18 protein-coding genes are annotated in these 20,959 nt (G+C 38.7%); 9 read left to right on the top strand and 9 right to left on the bottom strand.

Translation table 11 applies throughout. From position 1 onward, the window contains the following. The first annotated feature begins 29 nt into the window (after positions 1–29). Both IC572_RS07855 and IC572_RS00495 read left to right on the top strand, forming a co-directional pair. Positions 30–164, top strand: coding sequence for a hypothetical protein (locus IC572_RS07855; protein WP_269562559.1), 135 nt, complete (start codon positions 30–32; stop codon positions 162–164). A gap of 36 nt (positions 165–200) precedes the next feature. Next, positions 201–395, top strand: coding sequence for a hypothetical protein (locus IC572_RS00495; RefSeq protein WP_232263295.1), 195 nt, complete (start codon positions 201–203; stop codon positions 393–395). Between the two features lie 244 nt (positions 396–639). On the opposite strand, the gene IC572_RS00490 is transcribed toward IC572_RS00495, so the two are convergent. The 8 genes from IC572_RS00490 to IC572_RS00455 form a co-directional block, all read right to left on the bottom strand. Then, complete coding sequence (locus IC572_RS00490; protein WP_001179205.1) at positions 640–1,449, bottom strand: flagellar hook-basal body protein; 810 nt, start codon at positions 1,447–1,449, stop codon at positions 640–642. A 56-nt stretch (positions 1,450–1,505) separates the two neighbouring features. Then, the gene (locus tag IC572_RS00485) at positions 1,506–2,786 is read right to left on the bottom strand and encodes an MFS transporter (protein WP_187854700.1); all 1,281 of its coding nucleotides are present in this window, start codon (positions 2,784–2,786) and stop codon (positions 1,506–1,508) included. A gap of 183 nt (positions 2,787–2,969) precedes the next feature. Further along, positions 2,970–5,519 carry a DNA translocase FtsK gene (locus tag IC572_RS00480; protein ID WP_187854699.1) on the bottom strand — a complete coding sequence of 850 codons (2,550 nt, stop codon included), beginning with the start codon at positions 5,517–5,519 and terminating at the stop codon, positions 2,970–2,972. Next, the gene (gene addB / locus IC572_RS00475; RefSeq protein ID WP_187854698.1) at positions 5,516–7,855 is read right to left on the bottom strand and encodes an ATP-dependent deoxyribonuclease AddB; all 2,340 of its coding nucleotides are present in this window, start codon (positions 7,853–7,855) and stop codon (positions 5,516–5,518) included. Before addB ends, IC572_RS00480 begins: the two co-directional genes overlap by 4 nt. Beyond that, on the bottom strand, positions 7,852–9,777 hold the full coding sequence (gene tkt, locus IC572_RS00470) for a transketolase (RefSeq protein WP_187854697.1): 1,926 nt from the start codon (positions 9,775–9,777) through the stop codon (positions 7,852–7,854). Before tkt ends, addB begins: the two co-directional genes overlap by 4 nt. Positions 9,778–9,823: 46 nt before the next feature. After that, positions 9,824–10,666 carry a bifunctional riboflavin kinase/FAD synthetase gene (locus IC572_RS00465; protein ID WP_187854696.1) on the bottom strand — a complete coding sequence of 281 codons (843 nt, stop codon included), beginning with the start codon at positions 10,664–10,666 and terminating at the stop codon, positions 9,824–9,826. Next, positions 10,632–11,339: a 23S rRNA (cytidine-2'-O)-methyltransferase TlyA gene (tlyA, locus tag IC572_RS00460; RefSeq protein ID WP_187854695.1), complete on the bottom strand. Its 708-nt coding sequence runs from the start codon at positions 11,337–11,339 to the stop codon at positions 10,632–10,634. The genes IC572_RS00465 and tlyA overlap by 35 nt, the downstream gene beginning before the upstream one ends. Then, positions 11,339–11,854: a hypothetical protein gene (locus IC572_RS00455; RefSeq protein WP_000523527.1), complete on the bottom strand. Its 516-nt coding sequence runs from the start codon at positions 11,852–11,854 to the stop codon at positions 11,339–11,341. The genes tlyA and IC572_RS00455 overlap by 1 nt, the downstream gene beginning before the upstream one ends. 66 nt (positions 11,855–11,920) lie before the next feature. Between IC572_RS00455 and pyrB the strand changes: the two genes are divergently transcribed. From pyrB to IC572_RS00425, 6 genes are all read left to right on the top strand, one after another. Next, complete coding sequence (pyrB, locus tag IC572_RS00450; RefSeq protein ID WP_187854694.1) at positions 11,921–12,844, top strand: aspartate carbamoyltransferase; 924 nt, start codon at positions 11,921–11,923, stop codon at positions 12,842–12,844. 254 nt (positions 12,845–13,098) lie between these two features. After that, positions 13,099–14,538 carry an outer membrane beta-barrel protein HofB gene (hofB, locus tag IC572_RS00445; protein ID WP_187854693.1) on the top strand — a complete coding sequence of 480 codons (1,440 nt, stop codon included), beginning with the start codon at positions 13,099–13,101 and terminating at the stop codon, positions 14,536–14,538. 90 nt (positions 14,539–14,628) lie between these two features. Further along, complete coding sequence (locus tag IC572_RS00440; protein ID WP_187854692.1) at positions 14,629–16,284, top strand: ABC transporter ATP-binding protein; 1,656 nt, start codon at positions 14,629–14,631, stop codon at positions 16,282–16,284. Beyond that, on the top strand, positions 16,278–16,901 hold the full coding sequence (locus IC572_RS00435; RefSeq protein ID WP_187854691.1) for a neuraminyllactose-binding hemagglutinin family protein: 624 nt from the start codon (positions 16,278–16,280) through the stop codon (positions 16,899–16,901). The genes IC572_RS00440 and IC572_RS00435 overlap by 7 nt, the downstream gene beginning before the upstream one ends. 3 nt (positions 16,902–16,904) lie before the next feature. Beyond that, on the top strand, positions 16,905–17,483 hold the full coding sequence (locus IC572_RS00430; protein WP_187854690.1) for a restriction endonuclease: 579 nt from the start codon (positions 16,905–16,907) through the stop codon (positions 17,481–17,483). 115 nt (positions 17,484–17,598) lie between these two features. Then, the gene (locus IC572_RS00425) at positions 17,599–18,594 is read left to right on the top strand and encodes a HoxN/HupN/NixA family nickel/cobalt transporter (RefSeq protein ID WP_187854689.1); all 996 of its coding nucleotides are present in this window, start codon (positions 17,599–17,601) and stop codon (positions 18,592–18,594) included. A 3-nt stretch (positions 18,595–18,597) separates the two neighbouring features. On the opposite strand, the gene IC572_RS00420 is transcribed toward IC572_RS00425, so the two are convergent. Beyond that, a complete protein-coding gene (locus IC572_RS00420; RefSeq protein ID WP_187854688.1) occupies positions 18,598–19,113 on the bottom strand; it encodes a flagellar FLiS export co-chaperone in 516 nt (171 codons plus the stop codon). Positions 19,114–19,249: 136 nt separating this feature from the next. Here IC572_RS00420 and csd4 point away from each other — a divergent pair, with 136 nt between their 5' ends. After that, on the top strand, positions 19,250–20,566 hold the full coding sequence (gene csd4, locus IC572_RS00415) for a DL-carboxypeptidase Csd4 (protein ID WP_187854687.1): 1,317 nt from the start codon (positions 19,250–19,252) through the stop codon (positions 20,564–20,566). The last annotated feature ends 393 nt before the right edge of the window (positions 20,567–20,959 follow it).

Below are 20,959 nucleotides of genomic sequence, written 5' to 3'. Positions count from 1 at the left end.
GTTGGTTATGTTAAAAAGACAAAATCAAATTGGACTTTAAAAACAAAAGCTCTCGTTCACACACCGCCTATACAAGTGCTTTAAAGAATGACTTGCCCTTAAACCCTAACTTAGTGGAAGCAGAAAGGAAATTTTTACAAGCTTTTGGAATGGCTCTATCTTAAAATGAACGCTGATAATCAAGTGGGTAATCAAAAAGCTTGATTGGGGCGATAAAAACATTAAGGGAATTAGAGATCATTGCGATACTCTTTAATCATTACAGAGATGACACCGACTATAGCGTCTCAAACCTTAATGAGAATATCCTACTACAAACGAGCTTAAAACGCAAGAGCCATAACAAGAAAAATGGGGGCGTTGCTTACAGAATACCACAAAAAAGAGCGTTTTAAACAACAAACGAAATAATTAAAATTGAATCATTGTTGAATAGTTAGCGGCTATAAACTACGAAATAAAGAGAAGCTTGCGTTACCGTCTACTTTGCAAGCGATTACAAAAGAAAAGGCATTTAATTCTTTAAACTCTTTTAAAACTAATCCTATATAAAAAAGATTAACAAGGCTTTTAAAAAGCATCATTAGGGAGTTAGGGTATCGCAAAAACCCTCCTATGGATTTTAAAATCGCCAAAAGTTTAAGCTTTTGTAGCGAGTTTGTTGATCGCTTCAGCGTTCATGTCGTCTTGATGGGTTTTTAGCACTTTAGAATACATGTCCAAAAAGCGGTTGATTTCAATTAAAGCGCTCATCTCACGCACCGCATTGACATTGCTTTTTTCTAGCATGTATTGTTTTAACGCGCCAGAGTCAGAGACTTGATGGATGCCTTCGCCTTGATAGGTATAAAGGTTTTGCCCTATTTTTTTAAGGTTTTTAGGTTCGCTAAAACTCACTAAAGCTAACGCGCCCGCTTGAATTTGGGCTTCATTATCCCTAAAAGTGATTCCACCATTTTGATCCACTTCAATTTCAGCGTCAGGCATGAGCATGATCCCTCCTTTTTCGTTCAAGCCAGAGCGTGAAAGCACCTTAAAGCCATTAAGAGTAACTAAAAAGCCGTCTTTATCCACGCTAAAATGCCCATCTCTGGTATAAGCGACGCCCTCATTAGTTTGTATCGCAAAATAGAGGTTAGGGCTTGTTAGGGCAAAATCTAGGGGGTTATGCGTTTCTTCAAACGCGCCAAGGCTTCTATCCGTATAGATTTCTGATAGGATAGGCACACGATTGAGGTTGCGGTTTAAATACTTCGCGCTCGCTTTGGTTTGATCTTCTAAGGGCAGTTGCTCTCGGTATTGTTGGTAAAGCCTTAAAAAATCGCCTGTAATCGCATCGTCTCTTTTAAAGCCATTAGTGTTTAAATTAGCTAAATTATTAGAGGTTAAATCCAAGCGGTTAAATTGTGTAGCCATGGCTCCCGTGGCCGCATAATACCCATTTTGCATGCGAATAATCCTTTTAAAAGGAAAAATTATAGCAAAAATTAAATAAAAACTAAGATTTACTCCAAATAGGTTTTTTTAGGGAATATGATAACCATAACCATAAAGATAATAATGCTCAACATGACATAGCCCACAAACCCCGCTTCAAAACCATGCTGTTTGAACTCTAACGCTACATAACTCGCGCTCCCTCCAAAAAGCGCATTGGCGATCGCATAGGCTAGACCCACGCCAAGCGCTCGCACATGTTCAGGGAATAATTCCGCCTTAATAACCCCGGCAATGCAAGTGTAAAAACTCATGGCGCTCAATGCGAGAATCTCATAAAATAGGGCTTCATACACGCCAGTGGCATGCTTGATACCATAAAAGACAACAGGCGTTACAATAAGCCCTGTGATAGCAAAAACCATCAGCATTTGGGTGCGTTTGATTTTATCCGCAAGCATCCCGCATAGGGGTTGTAAGAAGATGAAATAAGAGAGCGCTAAAAGCATGATGAAACTGCTTTCTTTAGGACTAAACGATGAGCTGTTGGTTAAAAAGATTTTTAAATACACCGTAAAAGTGTAAAAACACAAACTCCCTCCCATAGTTAGCCCAAAGACTATCATTAAGGCTTTTTTATGGTGGAGCAATTCCTTTAAACTGCCTCTTTGGGTTTCTTCTTTAATAGTATTTTTGGAAGTTGTTTTGCTATCCATGGTTTCTTCCATGATATTTCTCAAAAAGAGCGAGAGTAGGGCTAATATACCCCCTAAAGCGAATAAATAACGCCAAGCAAATGCGCTGATTTGCTCATGCGTGTAAATGTTTTCAACGATAAAGAGCGAAAAAATAGCTAAGAGTTGCCCTCCAACTAAAGTTACATATTGGAAAGAGCCATAAAAACCTTTTTTACCATTCTTGCCTAATTCAGAGAGGTAAGTAGCGACCACACCATATTCTCCTCCCACGCTAAAGCCTTGTAAAAGCCTGGCTAATAATAAAAACAAGAACGCCCATTCCCCTACGATTTCTTTAGTGGGGAGCAATGCGAGCAAAAAAGAGCCTAGCGCCATAAGGATAATGGAATACACCATAGAAGTTTTACGCCCCTTTTTATCCCCCAATTTACCAAAAAACAAACTCCCCAAAGGGCGCATGAAAAACCCTAGCATGAAAACCAAAAAAGCTGAGATTAGCGCTAAAGTGGGGTCGTTCGTGTGAGTAAATTCCTTAGCGAAATAAGGCGCTAAGAACGCATAAGCGTAAAAGTCATACCATTCCACTAAATTACCTGAACTAGCGGCTAAAAGGGATTTTAAGGGTTTTTTGGTGGCGGGTTGGGGGTTCATGGCTATCCTTGAATATGAAATTTTTAGGTAATTTTACTAGGAGTTAGGGAAACCACAGATAATATTTGATTAATGGGTTAAAGGATTATGGTGTTTGTGTTGTTGAGAAAAGTTTTTTAAAGAAAATGAATTTTAAAAATTAAAAATAATGTTTTTATTGCCAACATTCAATGAAAACAAAGCCTAAAAGTTTTGCAAAATCTCTCTGTTGCCTTTGGCGTTTCTTGGGGATAGAAAGCCTTGAGCTTCTAATTCGTCAGTAATGGTGGCGGCTTGGTTGTAGCCGATTTTTAATTGGCGTTGTAAAAAACTCGTAGAAGTGATCTTTTTTTCTAAGATCACCGCTTTAGCCCTTTCTAAAATGTCATCGCCTTGATAGTTAGGGGTGTCTAAAGGCATGCGCGATTCTTCTAAAAGGAAATCTTTATCGTATTCCACCTCTTTTTGGGCTTTAATAAAATCCACGATTTTTTTGATTTCATCTTCAGTGGCAAAGGGGGCATGCAAGCGCACTAACCCGTTCGTTCCTGGGGGGGTAAAGAGCATATCGCCCCTTCCTAGCAAGCTTTGTGCCCCATCGGTGTCTAAAATCACTTTAGAATCAATCTTAGTGCCTACCCTAAAACTCACCCTTGAAGGCAAGTTGGTTTTAATCAAGCCGGTTACGACATCCACGCTCGGGCGTTGGGTCGCTACAATGAGGTGCAAGCCGCTCGCTCGCCCCATTTGAGCGATTCTGGCGATAGGAAACTCCGCTTCTTTGCCCCCTGTCATCATCAAATCCGCTAATTCATCAATCACCACAATCAAATAGGGGAACGCTTCAACGCCGTTACTTTGGGCTTGTTCATTATAAGAATCAATGGTTTTAACCTTGTATTCGCTCATTAAAGAGTATCGGCGTTCCATTTCTTTAGCCACGCTTTGCAAAGCCCCAATAGCTTTTTTAGGGTCGGTGATAATGGGCGTGAGCAAATGAGGGATGTCTGCATAAATGCTAAATTCTACCATTTTGGGATCGATCATCACTAATTTGAGCTGATCGGGAGGGTTTTTATAAAGTAAGGATAAAATCATCGCATTCACGCCCACGCTCTTACCGCTTCCTGTCGTGCCGGCGATGAGCAAATGGGGGAGCTTTTTTAAATCCGTGATGAAAGGGTTACCCACAATGTCTTTGCCTAAAGCTAGAGTTAAGGGCGATCTGGATTTTTGAAACAATTCGCTTTCTAAAATTTCTCTCAAGTAAATAATTTGGCTTTGGCTGTTAGGGATTTCAATGCCAACGACATCTTTACCCTTAATGGGGGCTTGAATGCGGATGGATTCAGCGCATAAAGTCATCGCTAAATCATCGCTCAAGCCTAAAATGCGACTCACCTTAACATTGGGAGCTGGGCGGAATTCAAAAGTGGTTACAATGGGGCCTGAATAAGTGCGGATAATATCGCCATCAATTTTAAAAGTGCGCAGTTTGCTCAATAAATCCTGGATTTTTTGATCAATCTCGTTTTCGTCTAAAGAAGTGTCCTTCAAACAAACCGCATTCAATAGTTGCGTGGTGGGAAGCTCGTAATCTTTGGGTTTTTGCACTTCGCCATAATCCAATCCGTCTAATATCTCTTTATTTTCGCTCAATTCTTTAACCATAACGGGTTTTTTAGCGCTTGTGGGGGTTAGTGGGCTAAAGCTTGGAGCGTTTTGTGCCTCTTTTTCTTCTTCTTTGAGATTTTCTTTTATCGTTTCTTCTATCATTTCTTCTTGCACGTTTTCTTGTGGGCTTTCTTCTTTTTTAGGGTGGTTGGGGGTTTTGTCATTTTCTGTTTTGTTGTCATTTTCTATTATGGGTGCAGATGCGGGCATGATAGGTTTGGGCGTGGTGGGCATAAGAGTTTCTTTTGTGGGCGTGGGTTCTCTTTCTTTGGTTTCTTGCTCAGGTTCTTTTAAAGTGGGGTTAGTGGGGTTAGACAAATCATCAAATCGGTTTCTTTTAGGGTAAATGGTGTAATGGGTAGGAGGGTGAGGGGAAATTTGAACCAAGCCTTCTTGCGGCTCTGAATTATTTAAGGTCGTGTTATAGGGGGTAGGGATCGCTAAAAACGATTCTTCGTTAGGGGTTTTGTGGTTTTCATCAATGGGGTTTTCTTTGAGATTTTCTTTTTCGTTTTTGGTTTCTTTTTTTTGAATATCTGGTGGGGTGTTTTCAAAACCCTCTTTTTTTGGGCTAAAATTAGGGCTGAAAGCCTGTAAGCATTGTTTATAAATCTCTTTTAAAAGGTTTTGCGTTTTGTTTATATAAGGATAAAAAACGCTTTTAGGGGGTAGTTTGAATAAAATCAAATAAGAAATAACTACCATAAGCATTATCAGCGCATAAAGCCCAAAGTCCCCTATAAAAGGGCGTAAAAACAAACGCGTGCTGTTGCCGATTTCCCCTTGATTCAACAGGCTAGATTGTAAAAAGAGCAAAGATAAAATGCCTAATAGATGCCCTAAAGTTTTTTCTAAAACGATTTCTGTAAAAGGGTTTTTAGTCTTGTATAAAAGGAATAAAACCCACGCTAAATAGGGCAGATTAATGAATGAAAGATACCCAAAATATTTTTTATTGATTGCGGCAAACCACACCCCAAAACGCCCCACTAAACCGCTATTACCCAGCCATGAAGATAGGGTTAAAAACGCTAATAAAACCCCTATGATTAAAGCTAAATAAAGTTTTTTAGATTTCATCGGTTGCACATGTCTTTAAAAGAGCAATATTCACAATCTTTAGCCTCTGAAGTTTTTTCAAAATCAATTTCTTGCTTGAGTTTGGGGATAAGAGAAAATTCCAAATGATCCATTTTAGCCTGCAAAGTAAGCTCGTCTTCTTCTACTAGTTCGCCCTTTCTCAAATCATAAAAAAAGGCTTTTATAGGCTCTCTATAGCCCAGATTTTTAAGGGCAAACGTATAGATGGCCATTTGATAATCGGTGCTGATTTGAGCGATTTCTATGGGGCTTAAGCTTTCTCTTTGTGTTTTACTCATGTTGTCTAATTTCAAATCGTTTTTGAATTTGTAATCCAATAAAGTAATTTCATTGTCAGTCGTTTTGTCAATCCTGTCTATGCGCCCTTTAAAAACAACGCCTTGAATGGCCGTTTCAAAGCTTTTTTCAAGATCAAGGATTTTGATTTTTGCGTTAAAGCGTTCTTTTTCTTTAAGATAAAAAGCCTGGATTTTTTTGAGCGCTATAAGAGTGTCTAAACGCTCTTTAGGGGTAATGTTTTCTCTTGTTTCTAAGAGCCAAATGAGCCTCTCTTCTAATACATAAGGGTTTTTGTCTTTTTCATAAGCTTCTTTTAAAAGTTCATGGAGCAAACTGCCCACAGTGCTATTACTTTCGTCTTTAGGGCTTTCTTTAAAGCGCTTCATGTAGTGGTAGTAAAAACGGCGCTTGCAAGTTAAAAAAGCGTTCAATGAGCTAGCGCTAAAGCTAAAATCTTTAGGGATAGCGGCTTTGATTTCTTCTTCTTGGTAGTCTTTTAAAGGACTTGGTGTAAAAAGCGTGTAAGCGTCTTTGATAGGCTCTATATGCAAATTTAATTCCAAAAGCATGTTAGAAACTTTTGAAGTTTCGCTTTCTATATAATAAGAAAGCACCACTTCTTTAGAGTTTTTAAAGAGCTGGTAGTAATAGTGTTTTTGCAAATTTTTCTTATCTAATAAAGTGGGGAGGTTGAGCGATTTCCTTAAAGCAGAGTTTAAAAACAAATCGCAATCTTTAAGGCTTGGCACGCAGGTTTCATTAAAATCCACAATAACCACTTTATCAAATTGCATGCCCCTTGTCTCTAAAGTGTCCATGACTCGTATTTTGCCCCCGCTAGAATCGTCTAAGCGGAAGTTGGCTTCAAATTCTTGCAAATACAAATGCAATAAATCTTTAAGGCTGTAGTTTTTAAGCGTGTCTTTTAAAAGATGATACTGGTGCATGATTTGAGAATGCGCTTCTTTTAAGGGCGCTTTTTCTTTAGAGCTTTGTTGTTCTAAAAGTGGGAGCGTAATATTTTCTAAATCCAATAAAGGCGATGCGCTCAAATCAAAACCGCTTGTTTCTAAATCTTCTAAGATTTTGACAAGCTCTGTATAATAAGGGCTGTTTTTAGCCCCTAATCCCATCGCAAAATTCAAATTGTTGTTTTTGTCTAAGAGTTTTAAAAAAGGCAAAAAATCCGCATTAGGCGTGATGATCGCCATTTTATTAGGATCGTTATCTTTTTGCAAATACTCTTCTATGGTTTGTAAAACTAAAGCGCCTTGTTTTAAATAACTGGAGTTGGCATAAAGTTTTGGCTCTATTTTTTGGCGCTTGGGTGTCTGGGAGAGGATCTTTTGGGTTTTAAAATCAATGGAATAATCGCAATCTGTTTCTAATTTGAGATTGAGAAATTCCAAGAATTTTTGGTTGTATTTATCGCAAGATAGGTGTAAAGTGATAGGCACTAATTCGGCCGCTTCTAATAAACATTGCCTTTCAAAAACGCTCATAAAGCCGTCTAAATGCCATTCAATGGAGGAAAAATGTTCAAAAAATTCTTTTAAAATCGTGGGCTTTTCTTGCATGATTTTGTCATAAAAGCCTAATTCTTCTAGCTTTTTAATGTAGCAATCATAAATCATTTCTAAGACTTCTAAATGCTTTTCATAATCCAAATAAATGTCTTTAGAAGAAAGTTCATTGAGTTTGATGCAAGCAGAGCTTAACTCATCAAACAAATCAAACAAAAAAGAAGTGCTTTCCAAATACCCCAAAAAGCTGTTTTCAAAAAGTAAAAGCCCTTCAAGAATGGATTTTTTTTCTTTAGCGATGGCTTTAATGGTGTCTATCATTAAAATTTGGCGCACGCTGTTAGGGATTTTCTTTTGATTAGGGATGTAAAAAGCCTGTTCAAAAAAACTCCCCATGCTCATCGCACTAGGCAAAAACCCTTCGCCTTGCTCTAAATAGAAATGTTTCAAACGCCTGGTGGAGCTAAAAACAAACAGGGGGGTTTTTTCTAAAAAAAGTTTTTCTAAATTCATGCGTTGAGTAACCTTTTAGCTTGAATGGTGATGTTTTCAACGCTAAAGCCAAATTTTTCAAAGAGTTTATCGCCCTTTGCTGAGCTCCCAAAAGAATCCATGCCAATGATTTTATCCGCAAAACGATACCACTCTATCGCACGGCTCGCTTCAATGACTAAGACTTTGCCCTTAAAGAGTTCTTTAAGATAGCTTTCATCTTGCTCTATCAATAGATCAAAACAAGGCGTGCTCACCACTTGAGTGGGGATATTTTCTCGCTCTAAAATTTTAGCGCTCTCTAAAGCTAAAGACACTTCGCTCCCGCTCGCAACAAGCGTGATAATGGGATCTTTAGAGTGGTGTTTAACATACGCCCCTTTTAAAACTTGCTCTTTAGAAACCTCATCAAGCACGGGCAAATTCTGGCGCGATAAAATAAGAGCGCTAGGAGCGTTCAAACTTAACGCTACTTGCATACAAGCCTTATTTTCAAAAGCATCGCTAGGCCTGAAAGCATAGAAATTAGGCAAAGCGCGTAAATGGCTCAATTGCTCTATGGGCTGGTGCGTCGCCCCGTCTTCGCCCACGCCAATGCTGTCATGCGTGAAGATAAAAAGGGCTTTTAATTTCATTAAAGCGCTCAAACGAATGCTTGGCATTAAATAATCGCTAAACACAAAAAAGGTCGCGCAAAAAGGCAAAAACAAGCCATACGCCGCTAAAGCGTTAGTGATAGCCCCCATGGCATGCTCTCTGATCCCAAAATGCAAGTTCTGCCCTAAAGGGAAATCGCCAGAATGTTTTAAATGCGTGTTATTAGAGGGGGCTAAATCCGCGCTTCCTCCTAAAAAGCCCTCGCATTCTTTAGCGATAGCGTTTAAAATCATGCCGTTACTCACTCTCGTGGCTAAAGATTCGCCTTTTTTAAAGGTGGGGTAATGGATGGCGTTAAAATCAAAATTCTTTAACGCATGGATCTTTTCTTTTATTTTAGGGCTTAGGGATTTTTCCCATAAGGCTTCTAAACTAACGCCCCTAACTTTCACTTCTTCAAAATGCATTTTGTTTTTTGGGCTAATGATAAAGCTTTCGTTAGGATTGATTTGAGCGTTTTCTTTGGATTGTTTTAACACTTCTTTATTTAAAGGTGAGCCATGCGTTTTTTCACTCCCCTCTAAACCAATAGCCCCCTTACCAATAATCGTATGAGCGATTAAAAGCGTGGGTTTGGTGGATTTTTTGGCTTCTTCTAAAGCGTTATGAATCGCTTGATAATCATGCCCATCGCATTCTAGCACTTCCCAATTTTGCGCTAAAAACCGCATTTTAACCTGTTCGCTAAAACTAATATTAATAGTGCCTTCAATACTGATCTGATTACTATCATAAATCACAATGAGGTTATCAAGGCGAAGATGCCCGGCTAAAGAAGCGCTCTCATAGCTAATGCCTTCTTGCAAATCCCCATCCCCACACAAGCAATAGACTTTATGAGAAATCACTTCTTTATCTAAAAGGGTTTGAGCGTATTGACTCGCCATGCTAAAGCCCACAGCGTTAGCAAAACCTTGCCCCAAAGGGCCTGTGGTAATCTCAATGCCTTCGGTGTGGTGCAATTCGGGGTGTCCTGGGGTTTTAGAGTGTAATTGCCTGAAACGCTTTAAATCTTCTAAACTCAAATCAAAGCCCCACAAATGCAACAAACTATACGCTAGAGCGCTCGCATGCCCTCCGCTAAAAACCAGCCTGTCCCTATTGAGCCATTTAGGGTTAGTGGGGTTTAGGTTTAGGTGCAAGCTTAAAACCACCATCACATCGGCTAATCCCAAGCACACGCCCGGATGCCCGCTATTAGCCTTATCTATCATATCCGCACACAAAAAGCGAAGCGCATTGGCCATGCTTTTTAATCGTTCTAAGTCAGCGTTACTCAATCGCATCAAATTTTTCCATTTTTAAGGTTTTTGAAAGCCATTTTAACACAAATTATCTCAAAATCTCTTTGGCTCTTAAGATGTCTTGTTGGATCTGATTTTTAAGCTCTTTTAATGAATTAAAACGCATGTTGTCTCGTATTTTTTGAACCCAACGCAAAGCGATTTCTTTGGGCGGTTTTTCTATGATGGCATCAAGAACATGGCATTCTATGGCGAAATGTTGATCCGTGCTTAAGCGATTGCCTATAAAACTCACGCTTTTTTGATAAATTGGATTTTTTACTTTCACTAAACTCGCATACACCCCAAAACTAGGGAGAATAAAATCTTTAGTTTTGATATTTAAAGTGGGCGCTAATTCTTTATGCCCCAAGCCCTGATCGCTAATGACTTCCCCGCACACTTCATAAGGCCTGCCTAAGAGCTTGTTAGCTAAAAGCAAGTCGCCATGACTTAGGGCTAGTTTGATGATTTTAGAATGCACGCTGATGTTTTGGACTTTCACTTCAGGCACAATAATGGTTTTTTCAAAACGCTCTTTTAAGAATAAAGCGTCATTTTGCCTCCCATGCCCAAACCTGAAATCATAGCCCACGACCAGGCGTTCTAAATTGGGGAATTTCTCTTTTAAAAGCTCTAAAAATTCTAGGGCGTTTAATTGTGAAATTTCTTCTAAATACACAAAAAATAAAGGCATGCCCACGAGTTTGGCGCGGTATTTTAGGGGGGTTAAATAGCCTTTAGTGTAATGCTTTTTTTCTATGATTAAAAGAGCTTTGGGATCTTTTAATTCTTTAAAAAGGGCTTGATGCCCTAAATGCAAGCCGTCAAATTTACCGATAGCTAAGCTTTTAATCTCAGACTCGCTTGAAATGGATAAAAAATTCAACATTCCCGTTTTTCCCTTTCACTAAGCTTTCTTGGATCTTTAAGATTTGAAAGTCTTTTGTTTTTAAATGGTTTTTAAAGTTTTCTAAAGCGTTTAAAATGGCTTCTTTATCCATTACCACCCCCTTTTTATTGCGTTTTATTTTTCTGCCCACTTCAAATTGCGGTTTGAAAAGCGCTAAAAATTCACCGCTTAAAGGCAAAATCGCTTCCAAAATACAATATAAAGAAATAAAGCTCACATCACAAAGTGCTAAATCAATTGTTTCTGGCGTTTTAAACCCTCTAATATCGCATTCTTCGTAACATTCTATGCGTGTATCGTTTCTCAAACTTTCATCTAATTGCATTTTCCCCACATCCACGCAAAGCACCTTTTTGGCCCCTTTTAAAAGAGCCACTTGACTAAAGCCCCCCTTGCTCGCTCCCACATCTAAAACCACCTTTTCTTTAAAATCTATAAAGTGATCTTCTAAAAAAATCCCTAATTTTTCCCCAGCCCTGCTAACGAATAAATTTGGAGCGATGAGTTCAATTTGATCACCCTCTTTAACGATAAAAGAGGGTTTAGAAACCACTATTTTATTGACTAAAACCTGATTTTTTAAAACCAACGCTTTAGCTTTTTCTCTGCTATTTGCTAAATGCTGGTTAAATAAAGCGTAATCTAGGCGCATTAAAATTGAGGTAAGGGGACTTGATAAGCGAAATTAAAAACAATCTTGCCTAAACTATAGGCATCAAGCTCTAGTTTGGCTTCTTGCACCGCTAAATAATCCAATTTGTTAAAAGCGAGCAAAAAAGCTCTGCTCCACCGATTCGTGGTTTCTAAAATGCCATCAAATTCATCTTTTGTGATTTCTCGCACCCATAAAGGCTCTGAACCTATAGGTTTTGTGCCAAAAAGCTCATAAGAAATATAGCCATCATCTATCCAGTCGTTATTTTGCGTGAAAATCTCCACTAAAAAATACTCATGGTCATAGTAAGTGCCGCTATCCACATCGTTTAAATGCGTAGCGATAGCCGTGATGATAGGCACATTATCTTGGGTGATTTCGCCTTTCCTGCTGGCTTGGATCTTTTTTTCTAACACTAAGTCTAGCGTGTAGGTGTCTTCATTGAAATTGCTCACACACCCCAAACAAAAGAATAAAAACACCAGAAGTGTTGAGAGATTTTTCAAGCCCATTCCTTGCTAAAACCCATGCCATTTTTAGCTAAAATAAAACCGATATTATAACTAAAAGGGGGTTTTATGCCAAAAAAATGCCGACACTTGCTCCAAACCAGCGATTTAAGCCTAGATGAAATCAAGCTTTTATTAAAAAAAGCGAGCGTTTATGCGAACGATTTTAACGCCGTATCTTTAGAAACGAAAGAAAAAATGCACAATAAAATCATCGTGGCTTTATTTTTTGAAAATTCCACCAGAACAGTGTCTAGTTTTGAAATCGCAAGTTTGAGATTGGGGGCAAAAATAGTGAAGTTAAACATGCAAACGAGCTCCACTTCAAAGGGTGAAACTTTGATAGACACTTTTAAAAATATCCATGCCATGCAGCCTGACGCTATCATCACACGGCATGCTTTTTCAAGCGCGCCTTTTAAATTAGCCGAATTTTCCCAATGCCCCTTGATTAACGCAGGAAGCGGCACAAGCGCTCATCCTACCCAAGCGTTATTAGACTTGCTCACCCTTTATCGGCATTTTGGCAGTTTGGAAAATCTAAAAGGGAAGAAAATCGCTTTCATAGGCGATGTGAAAAATTCCAGAGTGGCTAATAGTAATATTAAATTGCTCCAAAGACTAGGGCTTGAGATCATGCTGTGCGCTCCAAGCTCCATGCTCCCTACCACTCCTTTAAAAACGACGCATAACGTTGAAGAAGCGATAGCATTTGCTGACATCTTAATGAGTTTGAGGACCCAAACCGAACGGCATAACGCACCCATTTTTGCGAGCTTGAAAGATTATGGCAACGCTTATTGCATCACCCAACAACGCCTAAAGGCTCACGCTAAAAATAAAGAGGTCATTATTTTACACCCAGGCCCGGTGCATAGGGATATTGATATAGAAAGCGCGGTGTTAGAAGACAAGCGTTCTAAAGTTTTAGAGCAAGTCAAAAATGGCGTGGCAATGCGCATGGCGGTGTTGGAGTTTTTGCTATTAGATTGATTATCAAACTTAAAAAACGCTTTTTGGCATTTTTTAAAAAAATGAGTTTGATTATAAAACGGCACAAAAATCCTACTTTGATTAAATTTTGATTTACTTTAATCTCATTTTATGATGAAATTAAAAAAATTTCGTTATAATCTAAAATAATTGGGTTAATTAAAAGTAAATAAATAGCTTAATTACGCTTCTTTGTTTTTAGATCAGTTAAGAATTGTAGTCTTTAAGATGTATTAGCTATTAAAAGGAAAAAAATGAGAAATAGCGTGCCTTTAAAGAATCAAGTTTTTTGTGGGTTATATGTTTTAAGTTTGAGCGCTTCTTTGCAAGCGTTTGATTATAAAATTGAAGTTTTAGCGGAGTCCTTTTCTAAAGTTGGCTTTAATAAAAAAAAGATTGACATAGCTAGGGGGATTTATCCTACAGAGACTTTTGTAACCGCTGTAGGGCAGGGCAATATTTATGCGGATTTTTTATCCAAAGGTCTTAAAGATCAAGGGCATGTTTTAGAGGGAAAAGTCGGCGGCACGCTAGGAGGGATCGCTTATGATAGCACGAAATTCAATCAAGGCGGATCGGTTATTTATAACTACATTGGTTATTGGGATGGCTATTTAGGGGGTAAAAGAGCTTTGCTTGATGGCACGAGTATCCATGAGTGCGCGCTTGGATCTGATGGCAAGGTGATTGATTCTATAGCATGCGGGAACGCTAGGGCTAATAAAATCCGCCGTAATTACTTGATGAATAACGCTTTTTTAGAATACCGCTATAAAGATATTTTTTTAGCTAAAGGAGGGCGTTACCAATCCAGCGCTCCTTATATGAGCGGCTACACGCAAGGCTTTGAAATCAGTGCTAAAGTTAAGGATAAAAATGAAGGAAGCCACAAATTATGGTGGTTTAGCTCATGGGGTAGGGCGTTCGCTTATGGGGAGTGGATTTATGATTTTTATTCTCCAAGAACCGTGATTAAAAACGGGCGCACTTTGAATTATGGTATCCATTTAGTGGATTACACTTATGAAAGAAAAGGGGTTAGCGTCAGCCCTTTTTTCCAATTTTCGCCTGGGACTTATTATAGCCCTGGGGTGGTTGTAGGCTATGATAGTAACCCTAATTTTGATGGCGTGGGCTTTAGATCTGAAACAAAAGCTTATATTTTGCTCCCTGTCCATGCCCCCTTAAGAAGGGATACTTATCGTTACGCTGTGAAAGCGGGCACTGCCGGGCAAAGCTTGCTCATTAGGCAACGATTTGATTACAATGAATTTAATTTCGGAGGAGCGTTTTATAAAGTGTGGAAAAACGCAAACGCTTACATCGGCACGACAGGAAACCCTTTAGGCATTGATTTTTGGACCAATAGCGTTTATGATATAGGGCAAGCCTTAAGCCATGTGGTAACCGCTGATGCCGTCTCTGGTTGGGTTTTTGGTGGGGGCGTGCATAAAAAGTGGCTGTGGGGGACTTTATGGCGTTGGACTAGCGGCACTTTAGCCAATGAAGCGAGCGCGGCTGTTAATGTAGGCTATAAGATCAGTAAGAGTTTGACAGCAAGCGTGAAATTAGAATATTTGGGCGTGATGACGCATTCAGGCTTTACGGTAGGGAGTTACAGACCCACGCCCGGCTCTAAAGCGCTTTATTCAGACAGGAGCCATTTGATGACAACCCTTAGCGCTAAATTCTAACCAATCGCTTTAAGCTGTTTATTAAAGCGTTAAAAATCCCTTAATAAAAACACTATAATACAAGTTTAATCAAATCCAAAGGTTAAGCATTTGAAACTCTTTTTCAGGCGGTATTCTAAATACCTTAAAGAGCATTATAAAAGTTTTATAGTGGTTTTATTTTCTTCTTTAGTGGTGGCTTTAAGCACGGCTTGGGGGACTTATTTAGTCAAGCCCACTTTAGATGAAATTTTTATCAATAAAGACACTCACATGCTCAAAATCCTGCCTTTTTTAGTGATTTTGGCGTATTTGGGTAAGAGTGGGGGCATGTATTTAGGCACTTATTTCACTAACTTTATTGGGCTTGATATTGTCAAAAAAATACGCAACGCCATGCTAGAAAGCCTTCTAAAAATGGAAATGGATTTTTTTAACAGGACGAAAAAGGGCGAATTGATCGCAAGGATCACCAATGATATAGGTTTGATTAGAGCGAGTTTATCCAATTACCTTTCAGAGAGCCTAAGAGAGGGGCTAACCATTGTGGGGTTAGTGGGGGTGGTGATCTATCAAAGCCCTAAATTAGCGCTAGTGGGGCTAGTCATCATGCCGCTAGCCGCTATTCCTATCAGTAAAATCATTCGTAAGGTTAAAAAACTCGCTAAATCCCATCAAGAGAGCAACGCCAAAATCACCGCTCGTTTGAGCGAAGTCTTTAACAATGTGGAAGCGATTAAAATCTCTAATGGCGAAAAATTAGAGCATAAGGCTTTTGTGAAAGAAAATGAAGCGTTTTTTAAAATCGGTATCAAAAACATCGCCGTGGCTGAAATTTCTTCGCCTTTAATGGAGTTTTTAGGCTCTATCGCTATAGCGTTAGTGATTTATTTAGGGGGGAATGAAGTGATTAGGGGTCATATTAGCGTGGGGGCGTTTTTTTCTTTCATCACGGCCCTTTTTATGCTCTATACGCCGATCAAACGCCTAACTAGGATTGTCTCTAATTTTCAAGAAGCCTTAGTCGCTAGCGACAGGATCCATGAGATTTTAGAAAGAGAGCCGGCTATTGTTGATGGGGAATTGACGCTAAATAACGCCATACACACCATAGAATTTAAAAAGGTATGGCTGGCTTATGCGCTAGAAGATCAAGAGCGTTATGTTTTAAGCGATATTAGTTTGAAATTCCAACAAAATGAAATTATCGCTTTAAAAGGCGAAAGCGGGAGCGGTAAAAGCTCATTAGTGAATCTGATCTTACGCCTTTATGAGCCAAGCAAGGGCGAAATTTTCATCAATGATCAAAAAATAGAAAGCATCACTCAAAAATCCTTGAGAGAAAAGATTAGCGTTGTCACTCAAAGGGTGTTTATCTTTAACGGGAGCGTGGCTGAAAATGTGGCGTATGGTTTAGAAATTGATGAGGTAAAAATCAAAGAATGCCTAAAAAAAGCTCAAGCCTTAGATTTTGTGGAAAAAATGCCTCATGGGATAGAGAGCGTTTTAGATGAATTTGGCGCTAATCTTAGCGGCGGCCAACGCCAAAGAATCGCCATTGCAAGAGCTTTGTATAAAGACGCTCAAGTTTTAATCTTTGATGAAGCCACTTCCGCTTTAGACAATCACACAGAAGAGAGCATCAAACAAAGCATTTTAGAATTGAAACAAAACCGCTTGATCATTCTCATCTCGCACAACCCAAGCACGCTAAAATTAGCCACTAAGCATGTGAAATTAGAGCATGGGCGTTTGATAGAATGCTAAGGGTTTTAAGCGTTGGTGTTGCTTTTATTTTACTAGGGTGTCAGTTTTTCAACAACACGACTCTGCATTTAAAATATAAAGATTACCCCAAAAACAGCACTTTAAAAACCGCTTCCACTTTAACCCCCCCTAAAATTTTTTTTAACGCCCATTTTGTGCCGCCCTTTTACCAAAAAGAATTTAAAAAAGCACTCGCCCAGCAAATCGCTTATTTTTTAAAAGATAAAAGCGCTCTCACTTTCAATATTTCAGGCAATGTTTTTTTTTCTTTTGAAGAGAGTCCTAAAGATTTAAAAGCCATTAAAGAAAGGCTTAAAAAGACGATTGAGCCTAACGCTGACCCTAAATCTGTCATGCGGTTTTTAAACCTTCAAGCGAGCTTGATTTTAGAATGCGTCCCGCAAACCGCTTGCCCGTTTGACACCCTTTTAATCCCCACCGCTTTCAGCGTGCCTGTTTATTACGCTAATCGTTTGGGCGATAACCCCTCTCTTTTTTCCCAAGAGGACAAATCCTATCATAACGCTTTAATCAAGGCCCTTAATAAGGCTTACTATTCTCTTATGGAGGGTTTAGAAAAGCGTTTGAACGCTATAGAAAATGCAGAGTGGCTTTAAGGCATGAAAAAGATTGTATTTTTTATTTTTGTCATTTTGTTTTCGGTAGGGATTTATTTAGCTTGGCATGTTTTGTTGGAAAAAGCCTTAGAATTGAAATTAGTAACTTCGGCTAATGATTTGCTTTTAAAATTGTTCGTGCTTCTTGGCGTTTTTTCCATATTAATGTTATTTCAAGGCGTTATCTCTTCGTATAAGAAGCGCCAACTCAAACGCATTCTACAAAAAATAGACGCCATGAACGGCTTTGAATTTGAAGAATATTCCAAAATCTTTTTCACTTCAAAGGGTTTTGAAGTTACAATCACTCAAAAAAGCGGCGATTATGGAGCGGATCTGATTATAGAAAAAGACGGCATCAAGTGGGCGGTTCAAGCCAAACGCTACTCGCATAAAGTTTCGCCCAAAGCCATTCAAGAGGTGGTCTCTTCTAAAGCTTACTACGCTTGCGAAAAAGCCTGTGTGATCACCAATAGCTACTTCACGCAAGCGGCTCAAAAACTGGCTCAAGCTAATGAAGTGCTCTTGATTGACAGAGACGAATGGGTCAAATTTTTGGGTGGGAAAAACGAATCTAGTTAAAAATTTTTTAGGGCAATTCGCAGAAAATAAACAAAAAACAAAACTTAAGATTTTCTAATTTAACAAAATATATTACAATAATTCAAAAAATATTATTTTTACAAAAAGGCGCGTTGTGAAATTGTGGTTTCCTTATTTTTTAGCGATTGTGTTCTTGCATGCGTTAGGTTTGGCGTTACTTTTTATGGCTAATAACGCTTCGTTTTATGCAGCGGCTTCTATGGCTTACATGCTAGGGGCAAAGCATGCGTTTGATGCGGATCACATCGCTTGCATAGACAACACCATTAGAAAGCTCACCCAACAAGGCAAAAACGCCTATGGCGTGGGGTTTTACTTTTCTATGGGGCATTCAAGCGTGGTGATTTTAATGACCATCATCAGCGCGTTTGCGATCGCTTGGGCTAAAGAGCATACGCCGATGCTAGAAGAAATAGGGGGGGTAGTGGGGACTTTAGTTTCTGGGCTTTTCTTGCTCATTATAGGGCTATTGAATGCGATTATTTTGATAGATCTATTAAAAATCTTCAAAAAATCGCATTCTAATGAAAGCTTGAGCCAGCAACAAAATGAAGAGATCGAACGGCTTTTAACGAGTAGGGGCTTACTTAATCGCTTTTTTAAGCCTTTGTTTAATTTCGTTTCCAAGTCGTGGCATATTTATCCTGTGGGTTTTCTTTTTGGGCTAGGTTTTGATACCGCTAGTGAAATCGCGCTTTTGGCCCTCTCTAGCAGCGCGATTAAAGTGAGTGTGGTGGGCATGCTCTCTTTACCCATTCTTTTTGCCGCTGGCATGAGTTTGTTTGACACTTTAGATGGGGCGTTCATGCTCAAGGCGTATGATTGGGCGTTCAAAACCCCTTTAAGAAAAATCTACTACAACATCTCCATCACCGCCTTAAGCGTGTTTATCGCGCTTTTTATCGGGTTGATTGAGCTTTTTCAAGTCGTTAGCGAGAAACTCCATTTAAAATTTGAAAACCGCTTTTTAAGCGCCCTACAAAGCCTGGAATTTACAGATTTAGGTTATTACTTGGTGGGCTTATTTGTGGTAGCGTTTTTAGGCTCATTCTTTTTATGGAAAATCAAATTTTCTAAATTAGAGAGCTAGATTTTAAGCCATCAAGTTATCGCTCAACAAATCTTTAAGGTTTTGATTTGAAAAACTTGACATAAAAGCTTTAGGGTTTGAAAGGCTTTCGCTCAAATAACTTAATAATTCTTTAATTTCGTTTAATTTTTCTTCCAAATAAGCTTGAAATTCGCCCACATTTTCCAATAAATTCAAAGGATTAGCCACAATAATGGAAAAAACTTCATCGTTAATGGCAATGTTGAGCTGAGTGTCAAACAAAGGGGAGGCTAAAAACTGGCAATTTTCTACAATTTCTCGCAATTCTTGTTTGATGATAGAAGCTTGCAAAGCGTCTTTATCTTCTAAACCCATGCTCTTATTGAAAAGCTTTTTGCAAGCGATTTGCAAGACTTGTAACGCTCCAACGCTCTCGTTTATATTTTTCATGTCCCTACTGAATTGGGCGATTTGTTGGGATTTTTCTATCGCATTGGTTGTAAAATCGCTTGTTTCAACATCGCCCAAATGCTTTTGAAGAGTTTTTAAAATATCCATAAAAAACCTTTTAAATAGAATTAAACGATCACAAGCATTTTTCGTTCCTTTTTTATGGAAACTTTAAAAAACACCCTTAAAAAGGTTTTTTAGGTATAATTAGCGATCTTTTAGTTTTAAATAGTAGAGAGATGGGATGAAAAAAATATGGCTTTTGGTGTGGGGTTTGTATTCTTGGGTGTTTTTGCATGCGATAGAAACGATAGAAAAAGCCCCTACAAATGTAGAGAATAGGGACAAAGCCCCCCATTTGTTGCTTTTAGCAGGGATTCAAGGCGATGAGCCTGGAGGGTTTAATGCAACTAATTTGTTTTTAATGCACTATAGCGTTTTAAAAGGCTTGGTGGAAGTGGTTCCCGTATTGAATAAGCCTTCCATGTTAAGAAATCATAGGGGCTTGTATGGGGATATGAACCGTAAATTTGCCATTTTAGACAAGAACGACCCTGAATACCCTACCATCCAAGAAATCAAATCCTTGATTGCAAAACCCAATATAGACGCTGTCTTGCATTTGCATGATGGCGGTGGGTATTATCGCCCTGTTTATATTGATGCGATGCTCAATCCTAAACGTTGGGGGAATTGCTTTATTATTGATCAAGATGAAGTTAAAGGGGCGAAATTCCCTGATTTGCTTGCTTTTGCCAACAATACGATTGAGAGCATCAACGCCCATTTATTGCACCCCATTGAGGAGTATCATTTAAAAAACACGCGCACCGCGCAAGGCGATACAGAAATGCAAAAAGCCCTAACTTTTTATGCGATCAATCAAAAAAAGAGCGCTTTTGCCAATGAGGCCAGCAAAGAACTCCCTTTAGCATCAAGGGTGTTTTACCATTTGCAAGCCATTGAGGGCTTACTCAATCAACTCAATATCCCTTTTAAGCGCGATTTTGAGCTTAACCCTAACAGCGTGCATGCCCTAATCAATGATAAAAGCTTGTGGGCAAAAATCAGCTCTCTGCCTAAAATGCCCCTTTTTAATTTACGCCCTAAACTCAATCATTTCCCTTTACCTAATAACACTAAAATCCCACAAATCCCCATAGAGAGCAATGCTTACATTGTGGGGCTAGTCAAAAATAAGCAAGAAGTGTTTTTAAAATATGGTAACAAGCTCATGACACGATTATCGCCTTTTTATATAGAATTTGATCCTTCTTTAGAAGAAGTGAAAATGCAAATTGATAATAAGGATCAAATGGTTAAAATAGGGAGCGTGGTTGAAGTGAAAGAGAGTTTTTATATCCATGCTATGGATAATATCCGTGCGAATGTGATTGGCTTTAGCGTTTCTAATGAGAGTAAGCCTAATGAAGCGGGTTATACGATTAGATTTAAAGATTTTCAAAAACGCTTTTCACTGGACAAGCAAGAAAGGATCTATCGCATAGAATTTTACAAAAATGATGCGTTTAGCGGGATGATCTTGGTGAAATTTGTGTAGGAACGGATAAATCTTACCAAAATTTAAGGCAACGCATGATAAATATGATAGCCTCAAATAAAAGATAGTCATGCCATACATTAGAAATCTTTATTTGTCATTACCTAACTTAACGAATAGGCTATATAACATAAGCAACAGACTTTACGCCATGCGTTCATCTTGTTCTTTTTTTAGCAAGGGAATATCGCGTTTTAGAAATAATGCATGAGATAATCCAAAAGGGTCCAAAAGGGCATGGATGGCTTAACACAGCGACTAGACAATGACTTAAAAGATGGTAACTCTCGTATTCTTGTCCCTATTGAATGCATACAAGGCTTATGCCTCGTTGACAATAAAAAAACCTGATGGAGCTATGCGTATTGTTTGTTAAAATCTGTGAACTTATTC

Origin of the sequence: Helicobacter pylori, assembly GCF_014496485.1 — a bacterium.
Taxonomy (GTDB): Bacteria; Campylobacterota; Campylobacteria; order Campylobacterales; family Helicobacteraceae; genus Helicobacter; species Helicobacter pylori_DD.
The sequence above is the reverse complement of the archived record's forward strand: the minus strand, read 5'-3'. Positions and strand labels throughout refer to the sequence as shown.

What these genes read in the sequence shown, in the direction of transcription:
- IC572_RS00490 (WP_001179205.1), bottom strand. Translation starts at nt 1,449, where the DNA reads ATGCAAAATGGGTATTATGCGGCCACGGGAGCCATGGCTACACAATTT.
- IC572_RS00485 (WP_187854700.1), bottom strand. Translation starts at nt 2,786, where the DNA reads ATGAACCCCCAACCCGCCACCAAAAAACCCTTAAAATCCCTTTTAGCC.
- IC572_RS00480 (WP_187854699.1), bottom strand. Translation starts at nt 5,519, where the DNA reads ATGAAATCTAAAAAACTTTATTTAGCTTTAATCATAGGGGTTTTATTA.
- addB (WP_187854698.1), bottom strand. Translation starts at nt 7,855, where the DNA reads ATGAATTTAGAAAAACTTTTTTTAGAAAAAACCCCCCTGTTTGTTTTT.
- tkt (WP_187854697.1), bottom strand. Translation starts at nt 9,777, where the DNA reads ATGCGATTGAGTAACGCTGACTTAGAACGATTAAAAAGCATGGCCAAT.
- IC572_RS00465 (WP_187854696.1), bottom strand. Translation starts at nt 10,666, where the DNA reads ATGTTGAATTTTTTATCCATTTCAAGCGAGTCTGAGATTAAAAGCTTA.
- tlyA (WP_187854695.1), bottom strand. Translation starts at nt 11,339, where the DNA reads ATGCGCCTAGATTACGCTTTATTTAACCAGCATTTAGCAAATAGCAGA.
- IC572_RS00455 (WP_000523527.1), bottom strand. Translation starts at nt 11,854, where the DNA reads ATGGGCTTGAAAAATCTCTCAACACTTCTGGTGTTTTTATTCTTTTGT.
- pyrB (WP_187854694.1), top strand. Translation starts at nt 11,921, where the DNA reads ATGCCAAAAAAATGCCGACACTTGCTCCAAACCAGCGATTTAAGCCTA.
- hofB (WP_187854693.1), top strand. Translation starts at nt 13,099, where the DNA reads ATGAGAAATAGCGTGCCTTTAAAGAATCAAGTTTTTTGTGGGTTATAT.
- IC572_RS00435 (WP_187854691.1), top strand. Translation starts at nt 16,278, where the DNA reads ATGCTAAGGGTTTTAAGCGTTGGTGTTGCTTTTATTTTACTAGGGTGT.
- IC572_RS00430 (WP_187854690.1), top strand. Translation starts at nt 16,905, where the DNA reads ATGAAAAAGATTGTATTTTTTATTTTTGTCATTTTGTTTTCGGTAGGG.
- IC572_RS00420 (WP_187854688.1), bottom strand. Translation starts at nt 19,113, where the DNA reads ATGGATATTTTAAAAACTCTTCAAAAGCATTTGGGCGATGTTGAAACA.
- csd4 (WP_187854687.1), top strand. Translation starts at nt 19,250, where the DNA reads ATGAAAAAAATATGGCTTTTGGTGTGGGGTTTGTATTCTTGGGTGTTT.